The sequence below is a fragment of the Mycobacterium sp. Panama NTM2 genome (assembly GCF_054355555.1).
On the sequence record NZ_CM135953.1, the window covers coordinates 4197487 to 4223840 of the forward strand.

The window sequence follows — 26354 nt, forward strand, 5'->3', positions numbered from 1 at the left end:
GCCGGTTCACGGCAAACACGACTACCTGTGAATCACCTGGACGTCTAATCGCATGCGCATGCGCATGTATCTGCCCATGGGCGAAACATCCTCACTGCAGCGGGATCTCGTGACCGTGTTCGGCCTCCGGCCGCGGCCCGAAGTAGCGGCGCGCCGACTCGTCGATCGGCACGTCGTTGATGCTCGCCTCACGCCGGCGCATCAGACCGCGCTCGTCGAACTCCCACAGTTCATTGCCGTAGCTGCGCCACCACTGACCTGAGGCGTCGCGGCACTCGTACTGAAACCGCACGCCGATCCGGTTGTGGCGAAAGCCCCACAGGCTCTTACGCAGCGCGTAGTCGAGCTCACGCTCCCATTTGGCGGTGAGGAACTCCACGATCTGCGCCCGCCCGGTGACGAACTGGTCGCGGTTGCGCCACACGCTGTCCTCGGTATAGGCGAGGCTGACCCGGTGCGGGTCGCAGGTGTTCCATGCGTCTTCGGCGGCCTGCACTTTCTGCAGCGCGGTGGTCAGGTCGAACGGTGGAAACGGGGGCCGGGATTCCGTCATGATCGAGTACCTTCCTTCGTCATCGCGCTGACCGCGTCGTTCGTGGTCATGACCTCGTGGGCGAGGAACGCGTAATTGACCAGAGCCGCCTGATAGCCGTCACCGAACACCGGGTGCCGCGGACCCGCGGTGGCATCGCTGACCACGACGACCTCGAAACCCTGCTCCAGGAGGTCGCGCAGATGGGATTCGACGCAGATGTTGGCGAGCATCCCGCACAGCACCACCGTGCCGATCCGGCGCTTGCGCAGCTGCAGGACCAGGTCGTTGGTCTGCGGTCCCCACACCTTGTGGGGGCTGGCCACGACGGTGCCGTCGTGATCGATGAGCGGAGCGAGTTCGGGCAGCCAGTCCGCGCCGGAGCCGCGGAACCCGTCGAGGGTCAGCTGCCCGCGGCGGGCGAAGGTGTCCGTGCGCAGTTCGTCGGTTTCCAGCGGCCCGTTGAACAGCCAGCAGTGGTCGGTGGGAAAGAAGTAGTGCGGTGAGACGAACACCCCGTACCCGTTGCCGTGAGCCGCGCTGAGCAACTCAACGAGATGCTCGACGGTCCGGTTCTCGGTGACGCTGTCGCGCAACACCTCCCAGTTCTTCCCCGTCGGGCTGAGAACGTCGTTCTGCGGGTCGATCACGACCACCGCGGTGTCGGCCGGCGTGCGGATCACCGCGTCACCTTCCGGCCGAGGAAGTCCCGCATGTAGTCGGCGATCTCGTCGCCGTGGGTCTCCAGCGCGAAGTGGCCGGTGTCGAGCAGGTGGTACTCGCCGTCGGGCAGGTCACGCTTGAAGGCCTCGGCGCCTTCGGCGCCGAAGATCTGGTCGTTGCGCCCCCACGTCACCAGCAGCGGCGGTTGATGGGTGCGGAAGTACTCCTGGAACCCCGGGTAGCCGTCGAGGTTGAATTGGTAATCCCAGAACAGTTGCAGCTGGATCGCGTCGTTGCCTTTGCGGTCCAGACCGGCCTGGTCGAGCTGCCAGGCCTCCGGGGCGATCCGGTCCAGCCGGTCGGCGGGTACGCCGTGGGTGTACTGCCACCGCGTGGTGTCGGCGGTGAAGTACTCGCGTACCGAATCCTCGTTCGCGCCGCGGTCTTTCGCGTGCGCGAAGAGACGGTCCCAGAACGGGGTGAAGCCCTCGAGATAGGCGTTGCCGCTCTGGCTGATGATCGCGGTGATGCGGTCGGGCCGGGCGTGGGCGATACGCAGGCCGATCGGGGCGCCGTAGTCGTGGATGTAGATGGCGAAGCGATCGAGGCCGAGATGCGCGATCAGTCCCTCGGTGATCTCGGTGAGCCGATCGAAGCTGTAGGTGAACTGATTGACCGAGGGCATCGCCGACTGCCCGAAGCCCACGTGATCGGGCGCGACCAGATGATAGTCGTCGGCCAGCGCGGCGATCAGGTTGCGGAACATGTGCGAGCTGGACGGAAAGCCGTGCAGCAGAAGCACTGTGGGCCGGTTGGGATCGCCGGCCTCCCGGTAGAAGACGTCGAGCCCGTCGATGGTCGCGGTGTGGTAGCGCGTGATGTTTTCGGACACGCGTTCAGCCTGCGCGGTCCGCCATGCGGCGAACAAGGGCCGATCTGGAATCGCATTCATCGGGCCGGCTGATCAATCGCGTCATGGGCCTTAGGATCGTCGGGTGGAACTGCGCCAGCTGGAGGCGTTCGTCGCGGTGGCGCGAGAGCTGCACTTCGGCCGCGCCGCCGAATGTCTCCACATCTCTCAGCCCACGTTGAGTGAGCTGATTCGCCGTCTCGAACGGGAAGTGGGCACCTCACTGCTGACCAGGACGACGCGCCGAGTGGCCCTCACGCAGGCGGGCGCCGAGTTGTTCGGGCGTGCGGTGAGCATTCTCGACGATGTCGAAGGCGCAGCGGCCGCGGTGCGCCGGCTCGCCGACGGTGACACCGGGACGGTGCGGCTGGGCATCACGCCGCCTGCGGCACCGCTGCTGACCCCCCATCTGGCGCATGCGCTCGGCCGAGCAGCACCTGAAGTCGAGCTCTCGGTGCGCCGGATGTGGCTTCCCGATCTGCAACAGGCCATCGCAGAGGGCGCGCTCGATGTCGCGATCACCTGCGGACCGGTCACCAACCCGCCCGGCATCTTGAGCGAGGTGTTCTGCGCCGAGCCGGTGGTGGTGGCGCTTCGTGAGAGCCATCGCCTCGCGCACCGTCCGTCGATCGACCTCGCCCACTTGTCCGGCGAGACCCTGGGTGCGCACAGCGAGGCGTTGTTCCCCGCGTGGTCGCTGGCCTTGCAGAAGATCCTCGACGACGCCGAAACAGCGCCTCCTTCGGTCGAATTGACCGAGATCGATCTGTCGGCGCACCGCTGGCCCGAACAACGTGAGGTGGACTGGACACTGACCACGGCCGCCGTCGCAGGCGCTACACCCGGGGTGAGGCTCGTACCGCTGGAACCGCCTCGGTTCATTCCCTACACGCTGCAGTGGTGCCCGATCCGCGCGACGACCGCAGCGGTGGGCCGGTTCGTGCATCTCGCGTTGTCGGTCGATGTCCCGCCGGGCTGGGTGAGTCAGCCCGACCACCTGCGGCACCCGGGCCGGTGATCCGTCACTTCGCGAAGCGCAGCACCGTGGCTTCGACCAGCTTCTGCAACCCCCGGCTGGCCGACTTGCCGACCGCGGTGGCCGTCCTCTCGACCACGTTCGGTGGCGGCGGCAGATAGACGGTCGCCTCGTCGGCGACGCGCACGGTGCCCGCGGTGGCGACGTCGGCGTAGATGCCGAGGAAACGGTTCGTCTTCTGGGCCAGCTGCCGGGTCACCGACAGGTCCTTGTCCAGGCCCGGCTGCGGCCGCGTCCCGACCACGCACCGGATCGTCGGGTTGGTCACCGACAGCACGACGGTGCCCACGTGAATCTCGCCGCCGACCCAGGCGGATTCAGGGAACGGGTCGGGACTGTCGACATCGACGAGCACGTTGGGCCGAAACCGCCGCACGTCGTACGGGGTGCCGTCGACCGAGAGGCTGCGCAGACTCGCGGTACTTAGCACATGGACCGGGCTGAGGTCGACGAACGTCCCCGGAGGTGTGGAATAGCGCGCCAACGTCACCATCTGGCGGGTGGTGAAGACCGAGGTGTCAGGCAACTCGTCGGTGTCGTCGAGACCGAAATCTCTGCGGACCTGATCGGCGGCGAAGTTGCCGAGCGAGGTCTGCAGCGACATGCGATGGGCGCTGGTGTCGTTCGGTGACGGGAGTGCGGTGAGACGCACTTCTCGGCCGACGAGCTTGCTCAGGGTGGCGTGCACGGTCGGGTCGTCGCTGGAGATCTCCCGGCCGTCGGGTAACGAGATCACCACGGGGGGAACGCGTCCGGGTCCCGCGTCGGGCCCGGGCTCGTCGACGTAGCGCGCCGAGCACTGCAGCAGGGCGGGGATTCGGCGGGCCGACGCGGTGACCCCCTTCTCGACGTCGCGGACTGCCCACAGCCGGTCGGCATGTACGCCGCGCTCGTCGATGCGCAGCTCGTTCACCGGCGTTCCACCCATCGACTTCACCGGAAAGCGCCAGAGCTCAATGACGTTCATGCCTTCCCTTCCATGAGATGAGCCGCCATCGCGGCACCGAGACGCTGCCCCGACAAGAATGCCGCTTCGACACGTGGGGCGCCCGACGGACACCAGGAGTCACCGCACAACCCGACCGGCCGGCCGGTGGTGTCGAGGTGGAACGCGGCCTCACCGTGGGTGTCCGCCGGTTTGGCGAACGTCCACCGATGCACGTGGGTCCACTCCGGCTCGTCCGCGATGCCGAGAAGCCGGCGCATCGCGGCCACCACAGGCGCCACGGCCTGCTCGGGACTCTCGAGGTGCCGCTGCGCCCGCTCGGCGGTGGTGTGCGCGACGAGCACCGCGGCGCCGTCGCCGCGGCGCGATCCGTCGTCGGCGAGGAACGACAGGTCCGGATCGTCGTTGACGAAGGCGGCGTCGACCGGCGGCCAGCTGCGCTGCGGCCAGCCGGCCGCGACCGCGATCACCGGGTCGTAGGGAACCCAGCCCCCGGGCGGAGCGGTGGTGAGCCGGGCAGCTTGCGGATCGGGCATCGCCAACACGACGCCGTCGTGGGTCAGCTCGTCGAGGGACTCGACCGGGGTCTGGAAACGAACATCGCCGGGCAGCAGGTCGTCGACGAGTGAGCGCAGACCCTGGTCGGCGGCGAAGCGCAGGGGGCCGGAGGTGCTGTCGCGGCTGCCGGGCGACAGGACGGCGAAGGTGTCGGTCCAGGGGCGGGTCAGCCCGCGGCGTGTCCACTCGTCGACGACGGCGTCGAACGCCGGCTCCTTGACCGTGAAGTACGCGGCCCCCAGGTCGACGCGTCGCCCCTGTACGGTCGGCGACGCCATCCGGCCGCCGGGACCGCGACCACGCTCGGAGATCTCGACGGTGATCCCCCGCTCACGCAGCGCCTGCGCGCACGCCGCCCCGGCGAGCCCCGCACCGAGCACGGCGACGCGTGGCGGCATCTCGGTCATCTGGCCACGGTAGCCCGACGATCTCCCCGAGACTCGAGTACCTCACTACGCAGGTGTCTGCGCCGCGGCGGGCGTTGGCTGAACCCAGCGGCCCACAGTGGGCCGGGAAGGCAGGAGCAGCCATGACACACATCATCACCACCCGGTTTGCGCGGAGCGCCGACATCGAGGTCACCGACACCCTCAGCGACGAGATGGTGCACAACGACTTCGCGGTCGGGCACGACATCAGCAATCTGCTCGGCATCGAGCACCACCCTGAGCGCAGCGCCACCAGCAAGACGATCAAGATGCGCGACCGCGACATCCTCGCCACCGCCGACACCGTGCTCGCGTCGTTGAGCGGGATGTCCACCACGGTGACGAAGATGACCGATCCCCACGATGGCGCCCAATGGTTGTTCATCGCGTTCACCTATCGGGTGACCTCACGCGGCTGGCGGACCGGCCACGGCTCCGGGGCCGGCGAGACGCTGGGTGTGACGCACGGGCTGTACTTCCTCAACCGCGACAGCGGCCCGATTTTCTCGTGGGGTTTTCCGTATCAGGACTTCACCACCGAGTGCGGGTGGGAGAACCACATGGGTTACTACATCATCCGCGACCGCGACCATGTGTCGTGGTTCAGTGATTGGCGACGGGTGTCGTGGCGTTTGGGCAGCGGATACTTCTACCCCTGCTGACCGGTTTTCCGACGGTGCACTGCGGGCATACCGGGGCGCATGGGCAACAGATCTCGGCTGGTGTGGCCGATCGCGGCAGCAGCGGCGTCCGCAGTGGGCGGCGTGGTGTGGTCGGCGCGGCGCCGGTCGGCGGGCGGTCGCCACGAGATGCCTGATCTGCCGGGGGCACACGAGGACGGCACCGTGCACGTCACGCCCGACGGTCAGGTCACTGCCGATCCGGGCGGCACCACCTAGGACTCGCAACCGATTCCGTTGCCGTCCCGGTCGAGGTCGTAGATGTCGGTGCCGACGACGGTCACCGGACCCTGCACATAGGCCGGGCCGTTGCCGCTCCCGCCTGCGCAGTCGACGTCGCTCGCGATCGGCACGCAGGCACCTGAATAGTTCGAATCGCAGTCCGCGGCCAGTGCGACAGGCGTGGGTGCCCACGTCATCAGACCGACGCATGCCACCACAGCTGCAATCCATGTGCTCACAGCGGCGAACGCTAATCGGTGATGTCACATCACAGGCTCAGAACGCGTCTGGTGTTCGCGTTTCGGCTACCGGCACCCGGCGCAAGGGCCGTGGCCGGACATTCTGCGGCCACCAGAACCAGCGACCCATCAGCGCCGCGATGGACGGTGTCATGAACGACCGGATGATCAGGGTGTCGACGAGAAGCCCGAGCCCGATCGTCGTGCCCACCTGAGCCATCACCTTCAGGTCGCTGATCGCGAACGACATCATGGTGAAGGCGAACACCAAGCCGGCCGAGGTCACCACGCTGCCGCTGCCCGCGATGGCGCGGATGATCCCGGTGTTCAGTCCTGCGTCGCGTTCTTCCTTGAATCGCGACACCAGGAGCAGGTTGTAGTCCGATCCCACGGCCAACAGGATGATCACCGACATCGCCAGCACCAGCCAGTGTAGTTCGAGCCCGATGATGTGCTGCCACAACAGAACCGCCAGGCCGAAGGAGGCGGCCAGGGACAGCACCACCGTGCCGACGATGACCAGCGCCGCGATCGCCGACCGGGTGATGATCAGCATGATGATGAAGATCAGGCAGATCGCCGAGATCGCTGCGATGACGAGGTCGTAGTTCGAGCCGTCCCGCATGTCCTTGTACGTGGCCGCGGTGCCGCCCAGGTAGATCTTGGAGGTCTCCAACGGGGTGCCCTTGATGGCCTCGAACGCCGCGTTCTTGATCTTGTCGATATGCGAAATACCCTCTGGCGTCGCCGGATCCCCCTGATGGGAGATGATGAAGCGAACCGCCTTGCCATCGGGTGAGACGAACTGTTTGAGGCCGCGCTTGAAATCGGGGTTGTCGAACACCTCGGGCGGTAGGTAGAACGAATCGTCGATCTTGGACTGATTGAAGGCCCGGCCGATCGCGGCGGGGTCGGACTGTTGCCGGTCCTGCAGGTCCTGTTGATCCTTCTGCGTCGCGTAGTTCGTCATGATCTGATCGCGGTTGCGTTCCTGGCTGGCGATCTGGGGCGGGATCAGCGCCAACAGCTTGGGCTGCAGTGCGTTGATCTTGTCGAGGCTGATCGTGGTCTCGGCGAGCAGACCGGAGAGTTGATCGATGCCGTCCAGTGCGTCGAACAGCGAGCGCAGGGCGTAGCAGACCGGGATGTCGTAGCAGTGCGGTTCCCAGTAGAAGTAGTTCCGGATGGGCCGGAAGAAGTCGTCGAAGTTGGCGATCTTGTCGCGCAGATCGTTGGTGACCGCGACGGTCTGCTTCAGTACGTCGGTCTGCTCTTGCTGGGCGTTGGCGCTTTCCTTCTGCAGCTCCAATTGTCGACGCAGGACGTCGATCTGGTTGTTGATGTCGGCCGCCTGCCGGAGCAGATCGGCGGTGCGGGCTTCGGCGTAGGACTGCGTCAGCTTCTGGTTCACCCCCTGCTGGCCCACGATGTAGGGAATCGAGGAACCCTCGATCGGTGTTCCGAGAGGGCGCGTGATCGTCTGCACTCGTGCGATTCCCGGCAGATGGAAGACCTCCTTGGCCACCCGGTCGACGATGAGCATGTCGGTCGGGTTGCGCAGGTCGTGATCGGCCACCAGCATCAGCACCTCGGGATTGAGCCGGGCCTGTGGAAAGTGTTTGGCCGCAACCTGATAACCGACATTCGCCTCGACGCTGGACGGTAGGTACTTCTTGTCGTCGTAGCTCGTGGTGTAGGAGGGCAGGGCAAGCAGACCGACCAGCGTCACCGCCAGGGACGCCACCAAAATCGGCCCCGGCCAGCGCACCACCGCGGTCCCGATGCGGCGCCATCCCCGGGTCCGCTGGCTGCGCTTGGGCTCGAGCAGGCCGAACCGCGTGGCGACGGTGATGAGTGCCGGCGCCAGGGTCAGCGCCGCCACGGTGACGACGAACATGCCGATCGCCAGGGGGATGCCGAGGGTCTGAAAGTAGGGCAGCCGAGTGAAGTGCAGGCACAGCGTCGCTCCGGCGATCGTCAGGCCTGACCCCAGGATCACGTGCGCGGTGCCGTGATACATCACGTAGAAGGCGCTCTCCCGGTCGTCGCCGGCGGCGCGCGCCTCGTGATATCGCCCGACCAGGAAGATCGCGTAATCGGTGGCCGCGGCGATGGCCAAGAGCGTCAACAGATTCACCGCGAACGTGGACAGCTCGATGATGTGGTGATAGCCGAGAAATGCCACCACACCGCGCGCCACGGCGAGTTCGAGCACGACGGTCACGAGCACCGTCAGCACCGTGACGATGGAGCGGTAGACCAGCAGCAGCATCGTGATGATGACGACGAACGTCAGTGCCGTCACCAGCTGCAGGCTCTCGTCGCCTGCGTGCTGCTGGTCGGAGAGCAGCGGCCCGGCGCCCGTGACGTACACCCGGAGCCCCGGGGGCGGCGGGTGCGCGGCCACGATGTCGCGCACCGCCTCGACGGATTCGTTGGCAAGAGACTCGCCCTGGTTGCCCGCGAGGTAGAGCTGGACATACGACGACAGATTGTCCGCGGACTGCGAGCCCGACGAGGTGAGCGGATCACCCCAGAGGTCCTGGATGTGCTGGATGTGCTTGGTGTCCTGGCGTAGAGCGGCGACCAGCCCGTCGTAGTACTTGTGCGCCTCGTCGCCGAGCGGCGTGTCGCTCTCCAGCACGATCATCGCCGAGCTGTTGGAGGTGTACTCCCCGAACAGCTTTCCGACGAGCTGAGTGGCTTGCAGCGACGGCGCATCGTTGGGTGTGAGCGAGGTGGTGTTGGCCGCACCCACCGCTTCGAGCTGGGGGACGACGACGTTGAGGAGCGCGGTCAGCGCCAGCCAACCCAGCAGGACGGGAACGCAGAAGAGGCGGAGGAAGCGGGGAATCCGGGCGTGGCCGGTCTGCGGCGCGCTCACAGGGATTTCACCAAGCAGGAGGTCTGAGCATTCACTCCGTCGTAGGTCTGTTGATCCCGCACCTCGTTGTCGACCAGGATCTTGCAGCTGATCGTGGCACCGTCGCCCTGCGCGATGATCGTGGCGGCGGCAGACGGTTTGGTGGTCTGCAACGTGATCGACCAGGGCAGCGGAGCGTCGTCGACTCGGTGCGGGTTGGCGTCCAGATCCAGATAGTTGATGGTCGCCATCGCGCCCGGCACTCCGCTGATCTCGTAGGTGACGACTTTGGGGTTGAACGGTTCGGCGTCCTGGGCCAGACCTGCACCGGGCCTGGTGATCTCGTTGTTCGAACCGAAGAAGCCGTGCATCCGGTACACCACCGTCGCTCCGACGGCGACCACCGCCACGATGACGAGCGGTATCCACGCCCGTTTCAAGACCCCGACCATGCACGCCCCTTATGCGCCACGCGACACCACGTGTGCCGGCTAAGCAAACATAGATGGGCTGCATAATTTGAGCAAGCCGATCGGCTAGCTTGCTCTATCCGATCGTTTAGCCCGAAACCGGCTCGTCGCGGAAGTGCGACGTTAAGGTGGAGTCGATCTCACAGGAAGGGCGAAGGTTGATGGCGCGACCGACGGCCCCACGCGGCTTGGCGCGGCAGCGGGTGCTCGACGCGGCTCTGGCGTTGTTCGCCGAACACGGCGTGCACGGGACCTCGCTGCAGATGATCGCCGACCGCATCGGGGTGAGCAAAGCAGCGGTCTACTACCAGTTCCGCTCGAAAGAAGACATCGCCCTCGAAGTGTTGCGGCCCTCGATCGACGACATGGCGCGGGTCATCCGCATCGCCGAGGTACTTCCCGACATGCAGCGCCGTCGCGAAGTGTTGGTCAGCGGCCTCATCGAGATGGTCGTCAGGCACCGTCAGCTGTCGGTCCTGTTCTACGGTGATCCCGGTATCGACCAATTGGTGCGCGACGAACCGGAATTCAGGATCGTGACCGACCGCCTGCAGGAACTGCTCGAGGGACCGCAGCCATGCGTCGCCGACCGGATCGCCCTCCGAGTGTTCCTCTCCGGGGTCTGCCGGGTGGCCGCCGACCCCGACATGTCCGACATCGATGACGGTGACCTGCAGACGACTCTGGTCGAGCTCTCCGCCCGCCTCCTTGCGCCAACCGCGATTGTCGCGCCCGTCTCCTGATCTGGGTCGTCGGAGCGTAACCGCTGCGTGACGATGTTTTACCAGCTCAACACATGCGATGGCGATACTCGATGACGATCTGTTGAAGCTCATCGGCTACCAGGAAGATGCTTAGGCGATGGGGTATTTCAGGGATTTCGAGGATCCGCTGCGTGCCATCCGCGGTGACGCCATCGACTACGGTTTCGACGGACGCCGCCTCAACAGCGCGGCGAACGACGCGGTCACCGACTCGCTCACGCCCAGCGAGTTACGACGCGCCATCGCCCCTAATTCGTCGAAGGCGGTCGGGGTTCGTAGGGCTGGTACCACCACCACTGAGCGCGTTCCCCGGTCGGACCGAAACACGGCGCGACGTCTGGGGGCGGCTGTGTCGGGGTGCGGGCCAGTGAGGCTGAGGTCAGGGCGCGGCCGGCAACGTCGGTGACCACGAGTTGGTCGGCGGGGCCGGTGATCGTGATCAGGCCTCGGTGGTGAGCCCGATGGTGATACGGACACACCAGCGCGAGATTCCACATCTCCGTGGGTCCGCCGTCCTCCCAGTGCACCAGATGATGGGCGTGCAGCGCGCGGGTGGCCCCGCACCCGGGCACCACACAGCAGCGATCGCGATGCTCCAGCGCACGGCGCAACCGCCGGTTCACCGTACGGGTGGATCGGCCCGCCCCGATCACCTGACCATCGCGGTGAAACCACACCTCGCAGGTGGCATCACAGGTCAGATAACGGCGGTCACCGTCGGGCAGAACAGGTCCCAGGTGCAAAGCCGCGATCTTCTCGGAGACGTCCACATGCACGACGACGGTGGTGCGCTGCCCGTGCGGGCGGGCGGCCGCCTCGGCGTCCCACCCGGCGTTGACCAGCCGCAGAAACGCCGCCGCAGTGTTCGGCATCGGGGCCCGCCCGTCAGGGTCGGCGTCCTTCCATTCGGTGACCAGCGCGTCACGATGTGACCCCAGCGCCGCTTCGAAGGCTGCGTTCTCGGGATGGGGCAGCGCGATGTGCCAGTACGTGTACTGCTCATCGCTGGACGAGCTGATCGACGGCTGTGGCCCTGGATCGAGCACGGGCTCGCCGTCGGGTTCACCGTCCTCGTCGGGCTCCTGCTCGGGCGCGGGCTTCGGTTGCATCTTCAATGCGGTCCGCAACTGAGTCACCGTCGCACACTGCGCCAACGTGGCGAAGTGCTCGTCAGAGCCCGGGAGACCGTGCTGGGCGATCACCCCGACCTGGTCGACGGAGAACCGCCCCTGCGCCAAACCCTCGATACAGGAGGGGAATTCGTCATATCGCTGGGCGATCGTGGCGATGGTCTGCGCCCGCGACGGAGACACCCCCGCCTTCCACGCCGCCAACCCTGCCGTCGATTTCGCTCCCGCGGCAGCCCACATCTGATCGCGGTCGATCTCCGCGAAGATCTCGACGATCCGCCCGTCGATCGCGTTGCGCTGCCCGGTCAGTTCTGCCAGCTCGTCGAAGAGCACCGACAACCGCTCATCGATGGCCAGGGAACTGCACGGGAACATGACCCCACACAACCACAGGGCACCGACAAGTCGGCGCGGCCGATAGGCGCAGCCGTCAGGCGCGCCGACCGACACCTGCGATGTGACACCATCGACTCAGCGAGGAGCGGAGGGTCATGCCGGTATCGATCTCGGTGGTCAGGGGGACACAGCCGGGCAAGCTCGTCGATGCCGCCGCCGAGCTGGGTCGCGAATACACCGAGGTCCAGACCCTCATCACCGGCGAGCGGGAGACTCTGTCCCATCTGCAGGACCACTGGAAAGGCGCGGCCGCCGACGCCGCCATCGCGCGTGGCCTCAAGGACATCGCGATCCAGGAGCGGACCGCGATGCGCCTGCAGCAGCTGCAATCTGCGCTGCAGAACGCGGGCCTGCAGATGGGCGCGCTGCGTGACGCGCTGCTGAACCTGGTGTCCTCGCTGGAGAAGATGGGTTTCGCGGTGGCCGACGACGGTACGGTGACCCCGCACCAATGGCTGATCGGACGGTTCCTGGACAGCATCGCCGCGAACTGCACCACGATGCTGAAGAAGATCCTGCAGCTGTTCACCGATCTCGACGAGAACACCGCGGCCGCGATCGATCAGGCCGACGGCCCCAACCTCGACAACCCGACCATCAACGTCGGCGGACACGATGTACAGATCCCGTCGATGGACACCGCACCCGCGGACGTCAAGCAGTGGTGGGACAGCCTCAGCGAGCAGCAGCGCCAGGAACTGATCGCCCAGCATCCCCCGATCCTGGGCAACCTGAACGGGTTGCCGGCAGAGGTGCGCGATCAGGTCAACGTCGCGGTGATGGACGACGATCTGGACCGGGTCGAGCACACCGCGCACCAGCACGGGGTGTCTGTCGACGACGTGAAGTCCGATCCGAGCCGGTTCGGGCTCTCGCGCAACGACGTCGTGCGCTACGACAACGCCAAGCGGACGCAGGACGGACTGCTGCATCAGATGGGAATCGACGGTGACGAGCGCAACGCTCGCCGCTACAGCGACATCAGCCCGCAGGAACGGATGGACCGCAACCTTCGCCCGACGATGTTGTGGGCTTATGAGCCAACGGCTTTCGACGGCAAGGGGCGGGCAGCCGTGTCCATCGGCAATCCGGACAAATCGGCCAACACCGCGGTCATCGTGCCCGGCACCGGGTCCAGTGTGCGCGACGGGTGGCTCTCCGACGGTCACAACGACGCCCGCAATCTCTACGATCAGGCGCTGCGGGCAGATCCGAACAACCCGACCGCGGTGATGTCGTGGATGGGTTACGACACTCCCGAGAGCTTCACCGATCCGAACATCGCCACCCCCGGGCTGGCCCGCACCGGCGGCGACGCGCTGGCGTGGGATGTCAACAGCCTGGGCGTCACCCATGACCCGTCGGTGCCCCAGCACACCACGGTCATCGGGCACTCCTACGGATCGACCACGGTGGCCGATGCCTTCGCCCGCAGCGGTATGCAGGCCAACGACGCCGTGCTGCTCGGCTGCCCGGGCACTGATGCCGCCCGCAGCGCCGCCGACTTCCACCTCAACGGCGGACAGGTCTACGTCGGCGACGCCTCCACCGATCCGGTGGGCATGCTCGGCGAAGCCGGGCCGGGTCTGCCCAACGCGCTGAACGAGAAACTGGGCAACATGATGGGTGTCTCGGCCGGACTGGGCACCGACCCCGCCGGCCAGGACTTCGGGTCGGTCAGGTTCCGCGCCGAGGTCGCCGGGGCGGACGGCATCGACCCGGCCGACCATTCGAACTACTACACCGTCGGCAGCGAATCGTTGCGCAGCATCACCGACATCGCGTCCGGGAACGCCGACCGCCTCGTCACGGACAACCTCATCGCCGAGCACCGCCACCCGGTGACCGTGAGTACGCCCCGCGAGGTCGACGTACCCAACATCGGAAAGGTGCCGATCCCCGGCGTCGACGTGCAGACCCCGATCACCTACGACCCGGAATGGGACCGAGAGACCGTCACCAATGACCACAAATACTGACATGCGGTTACGCGTCTGCGCGGCAGCGTCATTCACTGCCCTCGCTGTCCTCGCCGCCCTCACAGGAGGTTGCTCATCGATGTCTCCCCCGCCCAAGGACACCGCATCCGCCGGCCCGTCGGCGCAGGGCCTGCCCGACGATCAGGCCCGCGCGCAGGTCGTCGACGCGGCCAAGGAGATCGCCCGGGCGGCGAATCTGCGCGTCACCTTTGCCACCTTCGAGTGGGAATGGTGCAACGATCAAGGCGAACCGCCGTATCACGGTCGTGTCGACGTGGCATATGAGGTGCCATCGGGCACGGAGAGCGCGGCGATGGCCAAGCAGGTTGCCGCAGTCGCGGCGAAGTTGCCGGGCTGGGCGGCCGGTCCGCCGCCGGGACTCAACCCCTTCGGTGAAGTCGCGCACAAGGGCGGCGTCATGGCGATCGCTGCAGTGGGCAACTACCCCGAGCGCGGTGCGCTGCAGATCTTCGGCGAGTGCCGGAACATGAACGACCACCGCCACGACAGCGCGCTGAACGACATCACCGGCGAGGTACAGGGTCGCTGAGGCGGTGGCCCCAGGACGGGACCAAAGCCCCTTCTGAGTACGCGCCGCTCGTCGTCACACTGGTGCGCAGGAGATGACGATGAACGAATTCATGCGCAGCAGCGACGCTTTCACGTGGTCCATGGAAAGCGATCCACGATTGCGTTCCACTGTGGTCACCGTGATGCTGCTCGATCGCCTGCCCGATTGGGATGAGGTGCGACGTCGCGTCGAGGCCCTCAGCCTGACGCTGCCGATGCTGCGGCAACGCGTGGTGGAGACACCGCTGTACGCACCGCCGCGATGGCACGACTGCACGAACTTCGATCTCGACTTCCACATGCGCCGAATGGCGTTGCCGTCGGACGGATCGTTCGCAGACGTCCTCGAACTCGCCCGCCTGGCGCAGATGGAGGACTTCGATCGCGCTCGACCGTTGTGGAAGATCACGCTGATCGAGGGACTGCCCGACGGTGGGGCTGCAGTGCTGTGCGTCTTCCACCATGCCCTCTCCGACGGGGTGGGCGGCGTGCAGATCGCGATGACCCTGTTCGGCCTGACAGAGCTCGCGGCGCACCACGACGCGCAGCGAGTCAGCTCGTCGCACACCGTGTTCGACGGCTATGCCGAGGCGGCGCGATACGGCGCCGGCCTCATCGGCGAGGCCGCGACCGAGGCCGCGACGGCGTTGCCGCGGCTGCTCGTCGACAGCGTCCGATCACCGCTGCGCGCCACGCGCTCCGCCGCGGAGATGGCCACGTCGGTGTACCGGACCGTCCGACCGGTGAACCGCGCGGGATCGGCTCTGATGAGCAAGCGAACCCTGCTGCGGCGCCTCGACGTGCTCGACATCCCCATGCCCCGGCTGCGGGAGGCCGCCCACCGTGGCGGGGGCGCGCTCAACGACGCCTTCGTCGCCGGGGTGGCCGGCGGGTTGCGCCTCTACCACGAGCGACACGACGTCGGTGTCACCTCGCTACATCTGACCATGCCGATCAATCTGCGCACCGACGACGATGCGCCCGGCGGCAACCGCATCACCGTGATGCGGTTCGACATCCCGGTCGACGAACGCGATCCCGCCATGCGCATCCACCGGATCCGCGAGGTCACCACCCGGGTCCGGCACGAGAAGTCGCTCCCCCACACGCAGCTGATCGCCGGAGTGCTCAACAGGGTGCCGCGGTGGTACATCGGGTCGATCCTGCGGCACGTGGACTTCCTGTGCAGCGACGTGCCCGGCATCCCGGTACCAGTCACCCTGGCCGGGGCACACGTGTTGAAGCAGTACGCCTTTGGACCGACGATCGGCGCGGCAGTGAACGTGACCCTGCTGACCTACGTCGACACGTGCGCGCTGGGTGTCGACGTCGACGCCGGCGCGGTCCCCGACCTGCCCCTGTTCATGGAGTGCCTCCGGGACGGCTTCGACGAAGTGCTCGAACTCAGCGAGACGGGCGCATCGATCAGCGACCGGGGTCGGTCGCTGACGGCGAGAAGAGCCAGGCGGTGAGCCACACGATCGCGGCGACGAGGAACAACGCGCCCGGTATGTGAAATTTGAGGGTGTCGCCTTCCCCCAAGGCGGCCTGGATGAACGAGTAGACGAACGCGAGACCGGCGAGGATCACCGTCCACCACCCGCTACGCCGGTGATAGGCGAGCCCCGCCAGCGCGGCTGTCAGCCCGGCGGTGACGACGTGCAGCGCGATCGCGGCACCGCCGTGGATGTCTTCGAGTTCGTGCAGCTGCACCAGCTCACCCGCCGTCACGAACGAGACGATCAGCACCGCGACCGTTGCCAGCGCGAAGCCGCGGGCAGTGGTCAGGAAAGCTGTCGCTGAGTTCCGTACATCGCCTTTCGGCATGGCTGTCCCTCTCCTCGGCGGTACCCCGACAGTACCGACACACCCACGATCGTTCCCTAACACAGCAGTTTTTCAGAGTTATCACAGCGGAAACACTGCGCGGGAATCCCTTTCACGCTCCCGACGAAAGGTGACCGATGACTGACATGGCTCGACACGCAGCAGAAGCTCTGTGCACGGGATTGGGGCGACGGGATTTCCTGCGCGCGGTCGCGGCCGTCGGCGCCGGAACGGGTGTCGTCGGCGTCGCAGCGGCGTGTTCCTCGGGCAGCTCCGCACCATCGTCGCTTTCGGCGACCGCAGGGACCTTTTCGCTCTTGCAGCCGGGCCAGGGCGATCCCGCCGGCGACCACTATCTACAGTCCCGACCGGACGAGGTGCTGTGGGGTTACGTGCCGACCGTCCACGCGAAACCCGTGCTGCAGATGACGTCCGGCCAGACGGTCAGCATCGACGCGGTCAGCCATGAAGGCATCCTCGAAGATCAGGGCCGAAACCCCGTGGAGTACTTCGGCGGCCACGGGGTCGCGAGATCCGATGTGCTCGACGACGCGATCGCGATCGCCTCCGAGTACCGCAGGACACCACGCGACTTCGACAAGGACGGTCCGCACGTCGTCACCGGGCCCGTCTTCGTCGAGGGAGCACAGCCGGGTGATGTGCTGAGGATCGACGTACTGGAGGCGATTCCGAGGGTCCCCTACGGCGTGGTCTCGAGTAGGCACGGCAAGGGTGCGCTGGCCCGCACGCCCGACGGTGGCCCGCCGCCGGGAATCACACTGGCGGAGGTGATGCCGCCGATCAGCACCGACGGACGGTCCACCGACGACCCCGTCCGCTACGGGAGCGTATCGACCTTCACCACGGTCGAGGACGGTCACGGCGTGATGACCTACGGCGACTCCCAGGTCCGGTTTCCGCTGCGGCCGTTCATGGGAATGATGGGCGTCGCGTTCTCACAGGACACCGAGTTGACCGCGGCGACGGCGAATTCCATCCCGCCCACCGTCGGCGGCGGGAACATCGACATCCGTCTGCTGGGCATCGGCTCGACGTTCTACCTGCCGGTCTTCGCCGAGGGCGCGCTCTTCTACGTGGGCGATCCGCACATGGGCATGGGTGACGGTGAGGTGGCGCTGACGGCGATGGAGGGTTCGCTGCGGGGCACGTACCGGTTGACGGTGTGCAAGCCCGGATCGGGTGATGCGCCGTCGGTGTCGTACCGCTACCCGTTCGCCGAGACCGCGGACGCCTGGGTGCCCATCGGACTCTCGGACCCTGACGCATCGATCGGCGGTCAAGGCAGTGACCTCGACGTGGCGATGCGCCGCGCGGTGGTGAACGCTTTGGACTTCCTGGAGACCGACAAGGGGATGGATCGCGCGACGGCGTACGCGTATCTGTCTGCGGCTGCGGACTTCTCGGTGTCGCAGGTGGTGGATCGCACCGTCGGCGTGCACGGGCAGGTGTACAAATCGCATTTCGCGTGAGGCGGGGAGGTCAGGGTAAGGACATGGCTGGCAGTGATGTCAAAGCGGGCATTCAGGACTTGTCGAGGCGGGTCAGCTGAGCCCGGTACAGCGTGGGCAATGCCGCCGCGAGCGCCTGATCGAAGCGACCGCCGCGCGGACCCGGGGTGTACTCCGCTGTCACCAGGACCCCGCGGTGCACGCCGACGATCATCGCGATGTCCCAGGCCAGCGACTGCGTGTCGGTGGTCGTTCGAGTGTGCATCAGCACGCCGACCGAGCCGGCGGGCACATCGTCGAAAGGCGGTGCAGCCAGCCGGGTCTCGGACTGCAGCGCCGGTGTCTTCAGCGAGAACGACGCGCACCTGTCGGCGAGCCCGTCGATCTGCACCGGCCGCGGGGTGAGCGCCAGCTCCACACCGATGGCGGCGCCGATCATCGACCGCAATCCCAGAGCTTTCTGCGTCACCTCGCCCTGCGACAGGAACACACCGCATTCGGCGGGCCGAACGGGAGCGGGCCCGCCCTGCGGGGATGCGACGATGGTCGCCCACCGGGTGCCCGGCATGGCGGGCACCGAGCGCTGATCGACGAGCATCGACTCGGTGAGGAAGGTCAGATCCGGCAGCACCGGAGGACCGCCGGTGCGTGCGGGTCGCGAGAGAGCACCACCGACCACCACGATTCCGATGGCCGCGAGTACGACGTGAAGAATCGTGAGCAGCACCCGCACGGAGCGCGCGGCGCTAGCCGGCGGCCGGATGTCGATCCACCCGTTCGACGAACACCGGCACGCTCACGCTGCCACCTCCCTCGATACTGGCGATCAGCGCCACCCGCCCCGTCGCGTGGGCCGTCAGCCCGAAGTCACTGATCCAGAAATGGTTCTCGCCCTCGCGATGCCCCCCGGGGATCTCCTGATCGCCGAGGACGATGACCTCTCCGTTGGCGGAGACGACCTCCAACGTCATTCGGAATGGCCTGCCCTCGTCGTCGGGCCCGGCTTGCATCAACGTCACCAAGCTCAGCGGCAACGCCAGTTGCTCGCCGCGTTCGGTCGTCAACCCCACCGCCGGAGCCTTGACCAGGTCGAGGACACCGCCCGTCACGTTGAGTTTGCCGTCGACGATCTCCGCGTGCTCGGCCAGGAACGCCCCGGTGATCTGCATGGTGCCGACAGTAGTCAGCTGTTCGGAAACCTCTGTAACGCCGCGAACGCCCGGGCCGACGTCCAGAGTGACCGCCGTGACGCACGATGCGCAACGGCACTTGTGTGAGTGAGGTCCGCCCATGACTGGACGAGGTGGCTACCCGAGCTCCTCCACGCACCCACACGGCCTGCGTCTTCCGCCTCCGACGCAAGACTCGTGGAGCTGGCAGTGGCGGGGCAGCTGCCGCGACCACCCCATCGAGGTCTTCTTCCCCGACGACCCCCATCGGGCCGTGGTGCGGCACAAGGAGAGGGTCGCGAAGGCGATCTGCCGGGAGTGTCCCGTTCTGCAGCAGTGCCGTGATCACGCCCTGCGGACCCCCGAACAGTACGGAGTCTGGGGCGCGATGACGGCGATCGAGCGCGGACGTCTGCTTCGGCACCGGTCGGCTGTCTGACCAGATCCCAGCTCTTTTCGGCAAGTACACAGCCGGCGCCGACACGATGGAGACATGCCGCCGCCGACGCCGACGCCGCCTCCACCGTTGCCACAGCTCCCGGCACCTGACTTCCACGAATTCCGCCGCGGCATCTCGCTGCTCAGCGGCTGGTTCCCACTGACCGTCGAGATCGTCGCCGTCGTCGTGCTGATCGGGGTCATCGGCTGGCGGACCCGACGGTGGCGAGTGGTCTGGGTGCCGATATCGGCGGCCGTCGGCATTCTCGTCGCGCTGGCAGCGCGCACCTATATGAACTCCGAGGGACTGGCCTCGGACCCGGCACCCGTCACGCTGTGGGTGTGGACGGCGGTGTACGGCGCGGCAGTCGCGATCGCGGTACTAGGCTGGCGCGACGCCAGTTGGTGGCGGCGAGGGCTGTCGGTGCTCGCCGTACCGCTGACCTTGGTGGTCGCGGCGATCTCGCTGAACCAGTGGGTCGGCTACTACCCGTCGCTGCAATCAGCCTGGGGTGCCGTCACCGCGGGCCCGCTCCCCCACGAGGTCGACGTCTCGGCGCTACCCTCGCTGCGTGACACCACCCCGGATACCGGCAAGGTGGTGAAGGTCGACATTCCTGACACCGCAAGCGGTTTCACACATCGCAGCGAGTACATCTACCTGCCGCCCGCCTGGTTTGCCGGCGCCGTGCCACCGCGACTGCCGGTGGTGATGATGATCGCGGGTGAGTTCAACACCCCTTCGGACTGGATGCGGAGCGGCAACATCATGCCGATCATCGACCAGTACTCGAGCCAGCACCACGGCCAGACCCCGATCTTCGTGTTCGTCGACGTCGGGGGCAGCTTCAACAACGACACCGAATGCGTCAACGGGCCGCGCGGCAACGCCGCCGACCACCTGACCGAAGATGTTCGCCCCTATCTCGTCGCGAACTACGGCGCGTCCGACGCAGCGATCAACTGGGCGGTCGTCGGGTGGTCGATGGGCGGCACGTGTGCGGTGGACCTGACGGTGATGCACCCCGATCTTTTCGCGACGTTCGAGGACATCGCGGGCGACCACGGCCCGACCGCGGGCACCAAGCCGCAGACGATCGACCGGCTCTACGGCGGTGACGCCGCACAGTGGGACGCCTTCGATCCGCGCACGGTGATGGCCGAGCACGGCCCGTACACCGACGTCGCGGGCTGGTTCGAGGACACGGTCACCCCGGCCGACGCCGATCAAGTGATGAAGAACGCCGGCCTGCACCGCCCGCAGTCGAGCTCCCCGACAGGATTCGGTGGCCATGACGGGGAGCGCGACACCGACGAGTTGGGCGCTGCCGAAGATCTGTGCGCGGCCGGTCAGGCGGTGGGAATCTCGTGCTCGATCCACAAGATCATCAGCTTCCACACCTGGCAGTTCGCCGAACACGCCTCCTCCGACGCACTGCCCTGGCTGGCGCAGCGCGTGCAGACACCCGGCACCACGGGTTCGTGAGAACTCATGGCGCGGCTGCTGCCGTCAGCTCGCGGACAGCTGCCGCCAGGTGCGCACCAAGTGGCCGAACTCCTTGACCTGGACCAGAACGTGGTCGCGCGCCGCGTTCTCGGCGGCCCCCGCGTCACCCTGCGAGATGGCGTCGGCGATCACCCGATGCTCGGCCATCGAGCGTCGCATGCGGTCGGGCACGCGAAGTTGTAGGCGCCGATACGGCTGAAGCACCCGCTTCAACGCATGGGCCTGCTGACGCAGGTAGTCGTTGCCGCACGAGTCGTAGACAACGCCGTGAAACCGGGCATTGGCGTAGTAGTACGCGTCGGCATCGCCTTCGGTTGCGTGGAGTTCGCACTCCCGCAGGGCGGACTCCAGTTCCGCCAACGCCTCGCGCTCGATGCGGCCGGCAGAAAGTCGGGCGGCCATGCCTTCGAGTTCGGCCATCACCTCGAAGCGCTCGGCCACTTCCGAGATGCTCAGCTCGGTGACGAACGTGCCCTGTTTGGGCCGGATCTGCACCAGGCCGGAGCGCTCCAGCGCTTGCAGCGCCTCACGGATCGGCGTGCGGGAACAGCCGAACTCCTTCTCCAGCTGTGCCGGGTCCAACCGCTGACCGGGCCGGTAGTGGCCGTCGACGACGGCGTTCTCCAGCGCGTCGCGCACCCGCTGCGATTCCGGGACTCGTACCATGCCGCACCTCCTGGGGCTCAGATTAACGAACGACGGGGGTGGTGCAGCTCACTTTTATACGATACGGTCGACGTTATATATATCACGTCGGCGGATGAATATCGGCTCCGTCACATCGTAGCCAGCGAGCGACGGGCATCGGAGAAGGAGCAGACATGGAACGCGTTGACAGCCGGTCACTGACCGAGCTGCTCGCCGCGTGCGCAACCCTGATGAGCGACGTCGGAGAGGCGTCCCTGCGCTCGATCGCCCACGACGCGCTCGGCGCGTACGCCGACCTCGACGACGACGCCAAGCTCCAATTCTTCAGTCACATCACCACCGCCTACGACGTCGACGCCGACCGCGTCCGCGCCGCGTTCCAGCAGTGGGACGACGTCCGCGAGTCCGGTTCACACGCAGGCGAGGAACTGATCGGGTTGTTCACCGCCGTCGAACCGGCGCGCCAGCAGCTGCTCCGCAGGATGAACCACGCTCCTGGCGCCACTCTGGCACTTGTGGAGATGCGTGCCGATCTCCGTCGTCTGATGCGCACGCACCCCGGTCTGCGGCCCCTCGACCACGACTTCCACCACCTCCTGACGTCCTGGTTCAATCGGGGATTCCTCCACATGTCGGAGGTGACGTGGAACTCGCCGCCGCGGCTGCGCGAGCACCTCCTGCGCTACGAGAGCGTCCATCCGATGACAGGAGACGCCGAGCTCCGTCGACGACTGCAACCCGACGATCGCCGCGTCTATGCGTTCTTCCACCCCGCTACCGGCGACGTGCCGCTGATCTTCGTCGAAGTCGCTCTGGTACAGGGCATCCCAGACCGGATCACCCCGCTCTTGGACGCAGATTCGCCGCTCGATCCGTCGAGCGCGGACACCGCAGCGCTGTATTCGATCAACAACGCACTCGATGGGCTCGCCGGCGTGTCGTTCGGCAGTTTCCTGATCAAGCAGGTCATCGAGCAGGTCAGCGCCGAACTCCCCCATCTGCGGCAGTTCGCCACGATCTCACCGATTCCCGGTTTCCGCACCTGGCTCGACGCGAGGATCGGCTTCGATCCCGAATTACGTTCGCTTACCGACGAATTGGATGTGCTGGACCCGGCTGATCTCACCCCTGCCCGGGTGGCACGGTGTCGCGACCGACTCCTGTCGGCGCTTCTCACCTATCTCACCGTGGAGCGGCGTGATGACGGACGCCCGGTCGATGCGGTCGCCCGTTTCCACCTCGGTAACGGGGCTGCCGCGTGGCGGCTGAACTGGCCGGCCAACCCCAGTGCCGCAGCATGGCAGCAGTCCTACGGGGCGATGGTCAACTACCTCTACGAACCCAGCCAACTCGAGCGTCGCCATGAGGAGTTCGTGCGCCGGCGCAGCGTCGCTGTCATCGGGCCACTGCATGCCCTGGCCGACGCCCGATCCTGATCCCACGAGAGAGGAACACCACCGATGGCGCATGACCCCACCATGTACCGCATGTTCGCCGATCATGTTGCGCGACAGCCTGACAAGGGTCTCTTCGAAACCCCAGACGGGCGCACCGTGAGTTACCGCGACACCGCCGACACCGTGCACCGCATCGCCGCCCGACTCGTGGCCGACGGTGTCACGCCGGGCGACCGTGTCGCCATGCAGGTGGCCAAGTCACCGGAGGCCGTCGCGCTGTATCTGGCGACCCTGCAGATCGGTGGCGTGTTCCTGCCGCTCAACACCGCCTACACCGCCGCCGAGATGCGGTACTTCCTGGGTGACGCGCAGCCCCGTGTGCTGGTCTGCGCGCCCGAGCGGCAGGCGGACTACGCCGATCTCGCCGCCGAACTCGGCGACCTCGCCGACGGGCTCGTCGTCGAAACCCTCGGCGAGTCCGGTGACGGCACCCTGCTGCGCGACCACCAGCGGCACGAGGAGATCTTCGACGCCGATCCGACAGATCTCGCGGCCATCCTCTACACCTCCGGCACCACCGGACGTTCCAAGGGTGCGATGCTGACCCACGGCAACCTCGCATCGAATTGCCAAGCGCTCGTGCAGGCGTGGCGGTACACCGCCGACGATCGACTCATCCACGCCCTGCCGATCTTCCACATCCACGGCCTGTTCGTCGCCGTCAACATGACGCTGGCGGCCGGCGCGTCGATGTACTACCTGTCGAAGTTCGACACCGACGCCATCGTCGACCTGCTGCCGCGCGCCACCGTGCTGATGGGCGTGCCCACCTTCTACACCCGGTTGCTCAAGAGCCCGCGGTTGACCGCCGAACAGTGCTCGCAGATGCGCTTGTTCGTCTCGGGTTCTGCGCCGCTGCTGGCCAGCGACCACGAGGCGTTCGCCGAACGAACCGGCCACGCGATCCTCGAGCGCTACGGCATGACCGAGACGGGCATGAACACCACGAACCCTTACGACGGCGGTCCGCGCAGACCAGGCACCGTCGGAAAACCACTCCCGGGCACCGAGATGCGTGTCGTCGACCGCGACACAGCAGAGGTGCTGCCCGACGGTGACGTCGGCATCGTCGAGGTGCGCGGTCCCAACGTCTTCGCCGGTTACTGGCAGATGCCGGACAAGACGGCGGCCGAGTTCCGATCGGACGGGTTCTTCATCACCGGCGACCTGGGTCGCATCGACGAGGACGGCTACCTCTGCATCGTCGGTAGGGACAAGGACCTGGTGATCTCCGGGGGATACAACATCTATCCCAAGGAGATCGAAGAGCTGCTCGACGGCCACCCGAAGGTGCTCGAGTCCGCGGTGATCGGCGTACCGCACCCGGAGTTCGGCGAAACAGTGGTGGCGGTCGTCGTGCCGGCGCCGGATCAGCAGCCACAGGAGCGCGAGTTGCTCGACCACGTCGCTGCTGATCTCGCGCGGTTCAAGCAACCCCGCGCGGTGCGGGTGGTCGACGCACTGCCCCGCAACGTCATGGGGAAGGTCCAAAAGGCCGAGCTCCGAACGCGTTACGCCGATCTGTTCGCCGACGTCGACGCGTGACGACCCTTCAACACAGGAGTAGATGATGGTTCTCTATGGAGTGGCCGCGCTGGCTCTCTGCATGCTCACCGGCACGATCGTCGGCGAGTTGCTGGGCGTGGTTCTCGGTGTGGATGCGAATGTCGGCGGTGTCGGCTTCGCCATGATCATGCTGATCTTCGCCACCGACTGGTTGCGCCGAAAAGGCAAGTTTCCAAGGGCAAGTGAGCAAGGCGTGCTGTTCTGGAGCGCGATGTACATCCCCATCGTGATAGCGATGGCCTCCATCCAGAATGTCGCCAAGGCTGTCACCGGCGGTCCCATGGCGATCCTTGCCGGGCTGGGGGCACTGACCGCCGGTGCCGCGCTGGTTCCGGTGCTTTCCCGCATCGGCGAACCAGCCGAACCACTGCCGCCGTTGACCGAAGAAGAGAAGCAGGAGGCCTGAGATGGAGCTGATCAGTTCGGTACTCCAGAAGAACGATCTGCTGGTGGCGTTCGTGGTCATCGGCGCCCTGGTGTTGCTGTCGGGCTGGCTGTCGAGAACGCTGACACGCGGCCGACTGCACGGGTCGGCCATCGCGATCATCCTCGGGTTGGCGTTGGCCTACTGGGGCGGGGTGACGACCGGCGGCGACCACGGATTGGCCGATTTCGCCTTCTTCTCCGGCTTGGGCCTGATGGGCGGAGCGATGCTGCGCGACCTGGCGATCGTGTCCACCGCATACGGAGTCGATCTGAAAGAGATCAGGCGATCGGGTACAGCCGGCGCCCTGTCGATCGTGTTGGGCGTGGTGGTGTCGTTCATCGTCGGAGCCTGCGTCGCTGCGGCTTTCGGGTACCGCGATGCCGAGTCGTTGGCCACCATCGGCGCCGGTGCCGCCACCTACATCGTCGGTCCGGTGACCGGGACCGCCGTGGGCGCCAGCTCGGAGGTGATCGCGCTGTCGGTGGCGGCCGGGCTGGTGAAGTCCGTTGTCGTGATGGTCGGCACTCCGATGATCGCGCGGCTGATCGGACTGAACAATCCGAAGTCGGCCATGGCTTACGGCGGTCTGATGGGAACCACGTCCGGAGTGGCCGGCGGCCTCGCCGCCACGGACAAGCGCCTCGTGCCGTACGGCGCCATGACCGCGACGTTCTACACCGGGCTCGGTTGCCTGCTGGGCCCGTCGGTGTTCTACGTGGCGTTGAGGGCCCTCGTCGGAGCGTGAGCCCTGCCGGGCCGCCGCAGCCGCGTTCGCCGTGAGCCGGCGCGGCTAGACTGAGCGCCATGGCTGGCAGGATGTCCGAGCGGCGTACCGCGGACTTGGTATCCAATTTCCTTGCTGCGCAGCGGTATACCCGTGACGAGGTGTTCTCCGAGGCAGATCCGGTGCCGTCCCGGCCGGGAGTGCACGGGTGGTGGTTCCGGGAAATGCCGGGCGGCATCGACGTCTCCGACTGCGAGCAGCGCGACGGCTGGACCTTGCTGTACGTCGGGGTGAGTCCCGGCCCGCCGCGGGCCGACGGCAAGCCGCAGACCCCGCAGGATCTCCGCAAACGCATCCGCTACCACTTCGGCGCGGGCAACGCCGGGGCGGACGGCTCGACGCTGCGCAAGTCGCTCGGCGTCCTGCTCGGTGGCGAGCTGGGCTTCGCGTTGCGCAGGGTCGGGTCAGGGAAGCGGCAGACCTTCGCCGGTGGTGAAGCGGTCCTGACCCGGTGGATGGCCGAGAACGCGGCGGTGTCCTGGGTGCTGCACCCGGAGCCGTGGCATGTGGAAGCCAAGCTTCTCACCGCGCTGATGCTGCCGTTGAACCTGCAGGGCAACCAGCGCAACACCTTCGCGCCGGAGTTGAAGCGGCTTCGGCGTGATGCGGCGATCAAGGCCGGCAAGATGCGGGTGCTCGCCGAGTGGTCCTGAGCGGCACTGCTGCACCTGAACGG

The 26354-nt window shown here is 66.8% G+C and carries 28 protein-coding genes; 15 read left to right on the plus strand and 13 right to left on the minus strand.

Features of this window, described 5'->3' with window-relative positions; translation table 11 throughout:
- Window positions 1-91: 91 nt before the first annotated feature.
- Genes ACXYX3_RS19995 through ACXYX3_RS20005 form a run of 3 tightly spaced genes read right to left on the minus strand, consistent with a single transcriptional unit; the run spans window position 92 to window position 2087 of the window.
- Window positions 92-553: a nuclear transport factor 2 family protein gene (locus tag ACXYX3_RS19995; RefSeq protein ID WP_241205714.1), complete on the minus strand. Its 462-nt coding sequence runs from the start codon at window positions 551-553 to the stop codon at window positions 92-94.
- Entirely contained in the window at window positions 550-1215 is a 666-nt protein-coding gene (locus tag ACXYX3_RS20000) for a cysteine hydrolase family protein (protein ID WP_458608740.1), read from the minus strand. The genes ACXYX3_RS19995 and ACXYX3_RS20000 overlap by 4 nt, the downstream gene beginning before the upstream one ends.
- Window positions 1212-2087, minus strand: coding sequence for an alpha/beta fold hydrolase (locus ACXYX3_RS20005; protein ID WP_458608741.1), 876 nt, complete (start codon window positions 2085-2087; stop codon window positions 1212-1214). Before ACXYX3_RS20005 ends, ACXYX3_RS20000 begins: the two co-directional genes overlap by 4 nt.
- A 103-nt stretch (window positions 2088-2190) precedes the next feature.
- On the opposite strand from ACXYX3_RS20005, the gene ACXYX3_RS20010 reads away from it, so the two are divergent.
- The gene (locus tag ACXYX3_RS20010) at window positions 2191-3123 is read left to right on the plus strand and encodes a LysR family transcriptional regulator (RefSeq protein ID WP_458608742.1); all 933 of its coding nucleotides are present in this window, start codon (window positions 2191-2193) and stop codon (window positions 3121-3123) included.
- Between the two features lie 4 nt (window positions 3124-3127).
- Here the strand turns inward: ACXYX3_RS20010 and ACXYX3_RS20015 are convergent, their stop codons facing one another.
- Both ACXYX3_RS20015 and ACXYX3_RS20020 read right to left on the minus strand, forming a co-directional pair.
- Window positions 3128-4108, minus strand: coding sequence for an MOSC domain-containing protein (locus ACXYX3_RS20015; RefSeq protein ID WP_458608743.1), 981 nt, complete (start codon window positions 4106-4108; stop codon window positions 3128-3130).
- The gene (locus ACXYX3_RS20020; protein ID WP_458608744.1) at window positions 4105-5052 is read right to left on the minus strand and encodes an NAD(P)/FAD-dependent oxidoreductase; all 948 of its coding nucleotides are present in this window, start codon (window positions 5050-5052) and stop codon (window positions 4105-4107) included. The genes ACXYX3_RS20015 and ACXYX3_RS20020 overlap by 4 nt, the downstream gene beginning before the upstream one ends.
- 122 nt (window positions 5053-5174) lie before the next feature.
- Between ACXYX3_RS20020 and ACXYX3_RS20025 the strand changes: the two genes are divergently transcribed.
- Together ACXYX3_RS20025 and ACXYX3_RS20030 are read left to right on the plus strand one after the other, a co-directional pair.
- Entirely contained in the window at window positions 5175-5735 is a 561-nt protein-coding gene (locus ACXYX3_RS20025; RefSeq protein ID WP_458608745.1) for a hypothetical protein, read from the plus strand.
- Window positions 5736-5774: 39 nt separating this feature from the next.
- On the plus strand, window positions 5775-5972 hold the full coding sequence (locus ACXYX3_RS20030) for a hypothetical protein (protein ID WP_458608746.1): 198 nt from the start codon (window positions 5775-5777) through the stop codon (window positions 5970-5972).
- Here ACXYX3_RS20030 and ACXYX3_RS20035 read toward each other — a convergent pair.
- The 3 genes from ACXYX3_RS20035 to ACXYX3_RS20045 all read right to left on the minus strand — a co-directional run bounded on the left by ACXYX3_RS20035 (window position 5969) and on the right by ACXYX3_RS20045 (window position 9529).
- Entirely contained in the window at window positions 5969-6172 is a 204-nt protein-coding gene (locus tag ACXYX3_RS20035) for a hypothetical protein (protein ID WP_458612153.1), read from the minus strand. The genes ACXYX3_RS20030 and ACXYX3_RS20035 overlap by 4 nt on opposite strands.
- A gap of 79 nt (window positions 6173-6251) precedes the next feature.
- Window positions 6252-9098, minus strand: a complete 2847-nt coding sequence (locus ACXYX3_RS20040; protein ID WP_458608747.1) for an MMPL/RND family transporter — start codon at window positions 9096-9098, stop codon at window positions 6252-6254.
- Window positions 9095-9529 carry an MmpS family transport accessory protein gene (locus tag ACXYX3_RS20045; RefSeq protein ID WP_241205705.1) on the minus strand — a complete coding sequence of 145 codons (435 nt, stop codon included), beginning with the start codon at window positions 9527-9529 and terminating at the stop codon, window positions 9095-9097. Before ACXYX3_RS20045 ends, ACXYX3_RS20040 begins: the two co-directional genes overlap by 4 nt.
- 179 nt (window positions 9530-9708) lie before the next feature.
- Between ACXYX3_RS20045 and ACXYX3_RS20050 the strand changes: the two genes are divergently transcribed.
- Complete coding sequence (locus ACXYX3_RS20050; RefSeq protein ID WP_458608748.1) at window positions 9709-10290, plus strand: TetR/AcrR family transcriptional regulator; 582 nt, start codon at window positions 9709-9711, stop codon at window positions 10288-10290.
- A 269-nt stretch (window positions 10291-10559) separates the two neighbouring features.
- Here the strand turns inward: ACXYX3_RS20050 and ACXYX3_RS20055 are convergent, their stop codons facing one another.
- The gene (locus ACXYX3_RS20055; protein ID WP_458608749.1) at window positions 10560-11816 is read right to left on the minus strand and encodes an HNH endonuclease signature motif containing protein; all 1257 of its coding nucleotides are present in this window, start codon (window positions 11814-11816) and stop codon (window positions 10560-10562) included.
- A 116-nt stretch (window positions 11817-11932) separates the two neighbouring features.
- On the opposite strand from ACXYX3_RS20055, the gene ACXYX3_RS20060 reads away from it, so the two are divergent.
- From ACXYX3_RS20060 to ACXYX3_RS20070, 3 genes are all read left to right on the plus strand, one after another.
- The gene (locus ACXYX3_RS20060) at window positions 11933-13816 is read left to right on the plus strand and encodes an alpha/beta hydrolase (RefSeq protein WP_458608750.1); all 1884 of its coding nucleotides are present in this window, start codon (window positions 11933-11935) and stop codon (window positions 13814-13816) included.
- Between the two features lie 79 nt (window positions 13817-13895).
- Entirely contained in the window at window positions 13896-14366 is a 471-nt protein-coding gene (locus ACXYX3_RS20065) for a hypothetical protein (RefSeq protein ID WP_458608751.1), read from the plus strand.
- Window positions 14367-14445: 79 nt separating this feature from the next.
- Window positions 14446-15858 carry a wax ester/triacylglycerol synthase domain-containing protein gene (locus tag ACXYX3_RS20070; RefSeq protein WP_458608752.1) on the plus strand — a complete coding sequence of 471 codons (1413 nt, stop codon included), beginning with the start codon at window positions 14446-14448 and terminating at the stop codon, window positions 15856-15858.
- Here ACXYX3_RS20070 and ACXYX3_RS20075 read toward each other — a convergent pair.
- Window positions 15812-16213, minus strand: coding sequence for a hypothetical protein (locus ACXYX3_RS20075; RefSeq protein WP_241205698.1), 402 nt, complete (start codon window positions 16211-16213; stop codon window positions 15812-15814). The genes ACXYX3_RS20070 and ACXYX3_RS20075 overlap by 47 nt on opposite strands.
- Window positions 16214-16350: 137 nt before the next feature.
- Here ACXYX3_RS20075 and ACXYX3_RS20080 point away from each other — a divergent pair, with 137 nt between their 5' ends.
- Complete coding sequence (locus tag ACXYX3_RS20080) at window positions 16351-17703, plus strand: acetamidase/formamidase family protein (protein ID WP_458608753.1); 1353 nt, start codon at window positions 16351-16353, stop codon at window positions 17701-17703.
- Window positions 17704-17755: 52 nt separating this feature from the next.
- On the opposite strand, the gene ACXYX3_RS20085 is transcribed toward ACXYX3_RS20080, so the two are convergent.
- Both ACXYX3_RS20085 and ACXYX3_RS20090 read right to left on the minus strand, forming a co-directional pair.
- A complete protein-coding gene (locus ACXYX3_RS20085) occupies window positions 17756-18415 on the minus strand; it encodes a hypothetical protein (protein ID WP_458608754.1) in 660 nt (219 codons plus the stop codon).
- A 13-nt stretch (window positions 18416-18428) separates the two neighbouring features.
- Complete coding sequence (locus tag ACXYX3_RS20090; protein ID WP_458608755.1) at window positions 18429-18851, minus strand: hypothetical protein; 423 nt, start codon at window positions 18849-18851, stop codon at window positions 18429-18431.
- Between the two features lie 121 nt (window positions 18852-18972).
- Between ACXYX3_RS20090 and ACXYX3_RS20095 the strand changes: the two genes are divergently transcribed.
- On the plus strand, window positions 18973-19290 hold the full coding sequence (locus tag ACXYX3_RS20095) for a WhiB family transcriptional regulator (protein ID WP_458608756.1): 318 nt from the start codon (window positions 18973-18975) through the stop codon (window positions 19288-19290).
- Between the two features lie 54 nt (window positions 19291-19344).
- The gene (locus ACXYX3_RS20100; protein ID WP_458608757.1) at window positions 19345-20775 is read left to right on the plus strand and encodes an alpha/beta hydrolase; all 1431 of its coding nucleotides are present in this window, start codon (window positions 19345-19347) and stop codon (window positions 20773-20775) included.
- Between the two features lie 24 nt (window positions 20776-20799).
- Here ACXYX3_RS20100 and ACXYX3_RS20105 read toward each other — a convergent pair whose 3' ends face one another.
- Window positions 20800-21462 carry a GntR family transcriptional regulator gene (locus ACXYX3_RS20105; RefSeq protein WP_458608758.1) on the minus strand — a complete coding sequence of 221 codons (663 nt, stop codon included), beginning with the start codon at window positions 21460-21462 and terminating at the stop codon, window positions 20800-20802.
- A gap of 155 nt (window positions 21463-21617) precedes the next feature.
- On the opposite strand from ACXYX3_RS20105, the gene ACXYX3_RS20110 reads away from it, so the two are divergent.
- The 5 genes from ACXYX3_RS20110 to ACXYX3_RS20130 are packed head-to-tail and all read left to right on the plus strand — an operon-like array spanning window position 21618 to window position 26331.
- Entirely contained in the window at window positions 21618-22880 is a 1263-nt protein-coding gene (locus tag ACXYX3_RS20110; RefSeq protein ID WP_458608759.1) for a malonyl-CoA decarboxylase domain-containing protein, read from the plus strand.
- A gap of 51 nt (window positions 22881-22931) precedes the next feature.
- Window positions 22932-24446: an AMP-binding protein gene (locus ACXYX3_RS20115; protein WP_458608760.1), complete on the plus strand. Its 1515-nt coding sequence runs from the start codon at window positions 22932-22934 to the stop codon at window positions 24444-24446.
- 40 nt (window positions 24447-24486) lie between these two features.
- Complete coding sequence (gene madL, locus ACXYX3_RS20120; RefSeq protein ID WP_458608761.1) at window positions 24487-24873, plus strand: malonate transporter subunit MadL; 387 nt, start codon at window positions 24487-24489, stop codon at window positions 24871-24873.
- A gap of 1 nt (window position 24874) precedes the next feature.
- Window positions 24875-25639 carry a malonate transporter subunit MadM gene (gene madM / locus ACXYX3_RS20125; protein WP_458608762.1) on the plus strand — a complete coding sequence of 255 codons (765 nt, stop codon included), beginning with the start codon at window positions 24875-24877 and terminating at the stop codon, window positions 25637-25639.
- A 59-nt stretch (window positions 25640-25698) separates the two neighbouring features.
- Window positions 25699-26331: a GIY-YIG nuclease family protein gene (locus ACXYX3_RS20130; protein WP_458608763.1), complete on the plus strand. Its 633-nt coding sequence runs from the start codon at window positions 25699-25701 to the stop codon at window positions 26329-26331.
- Window positions 26332-26354 lie beyond the last annotated feature (23 nt).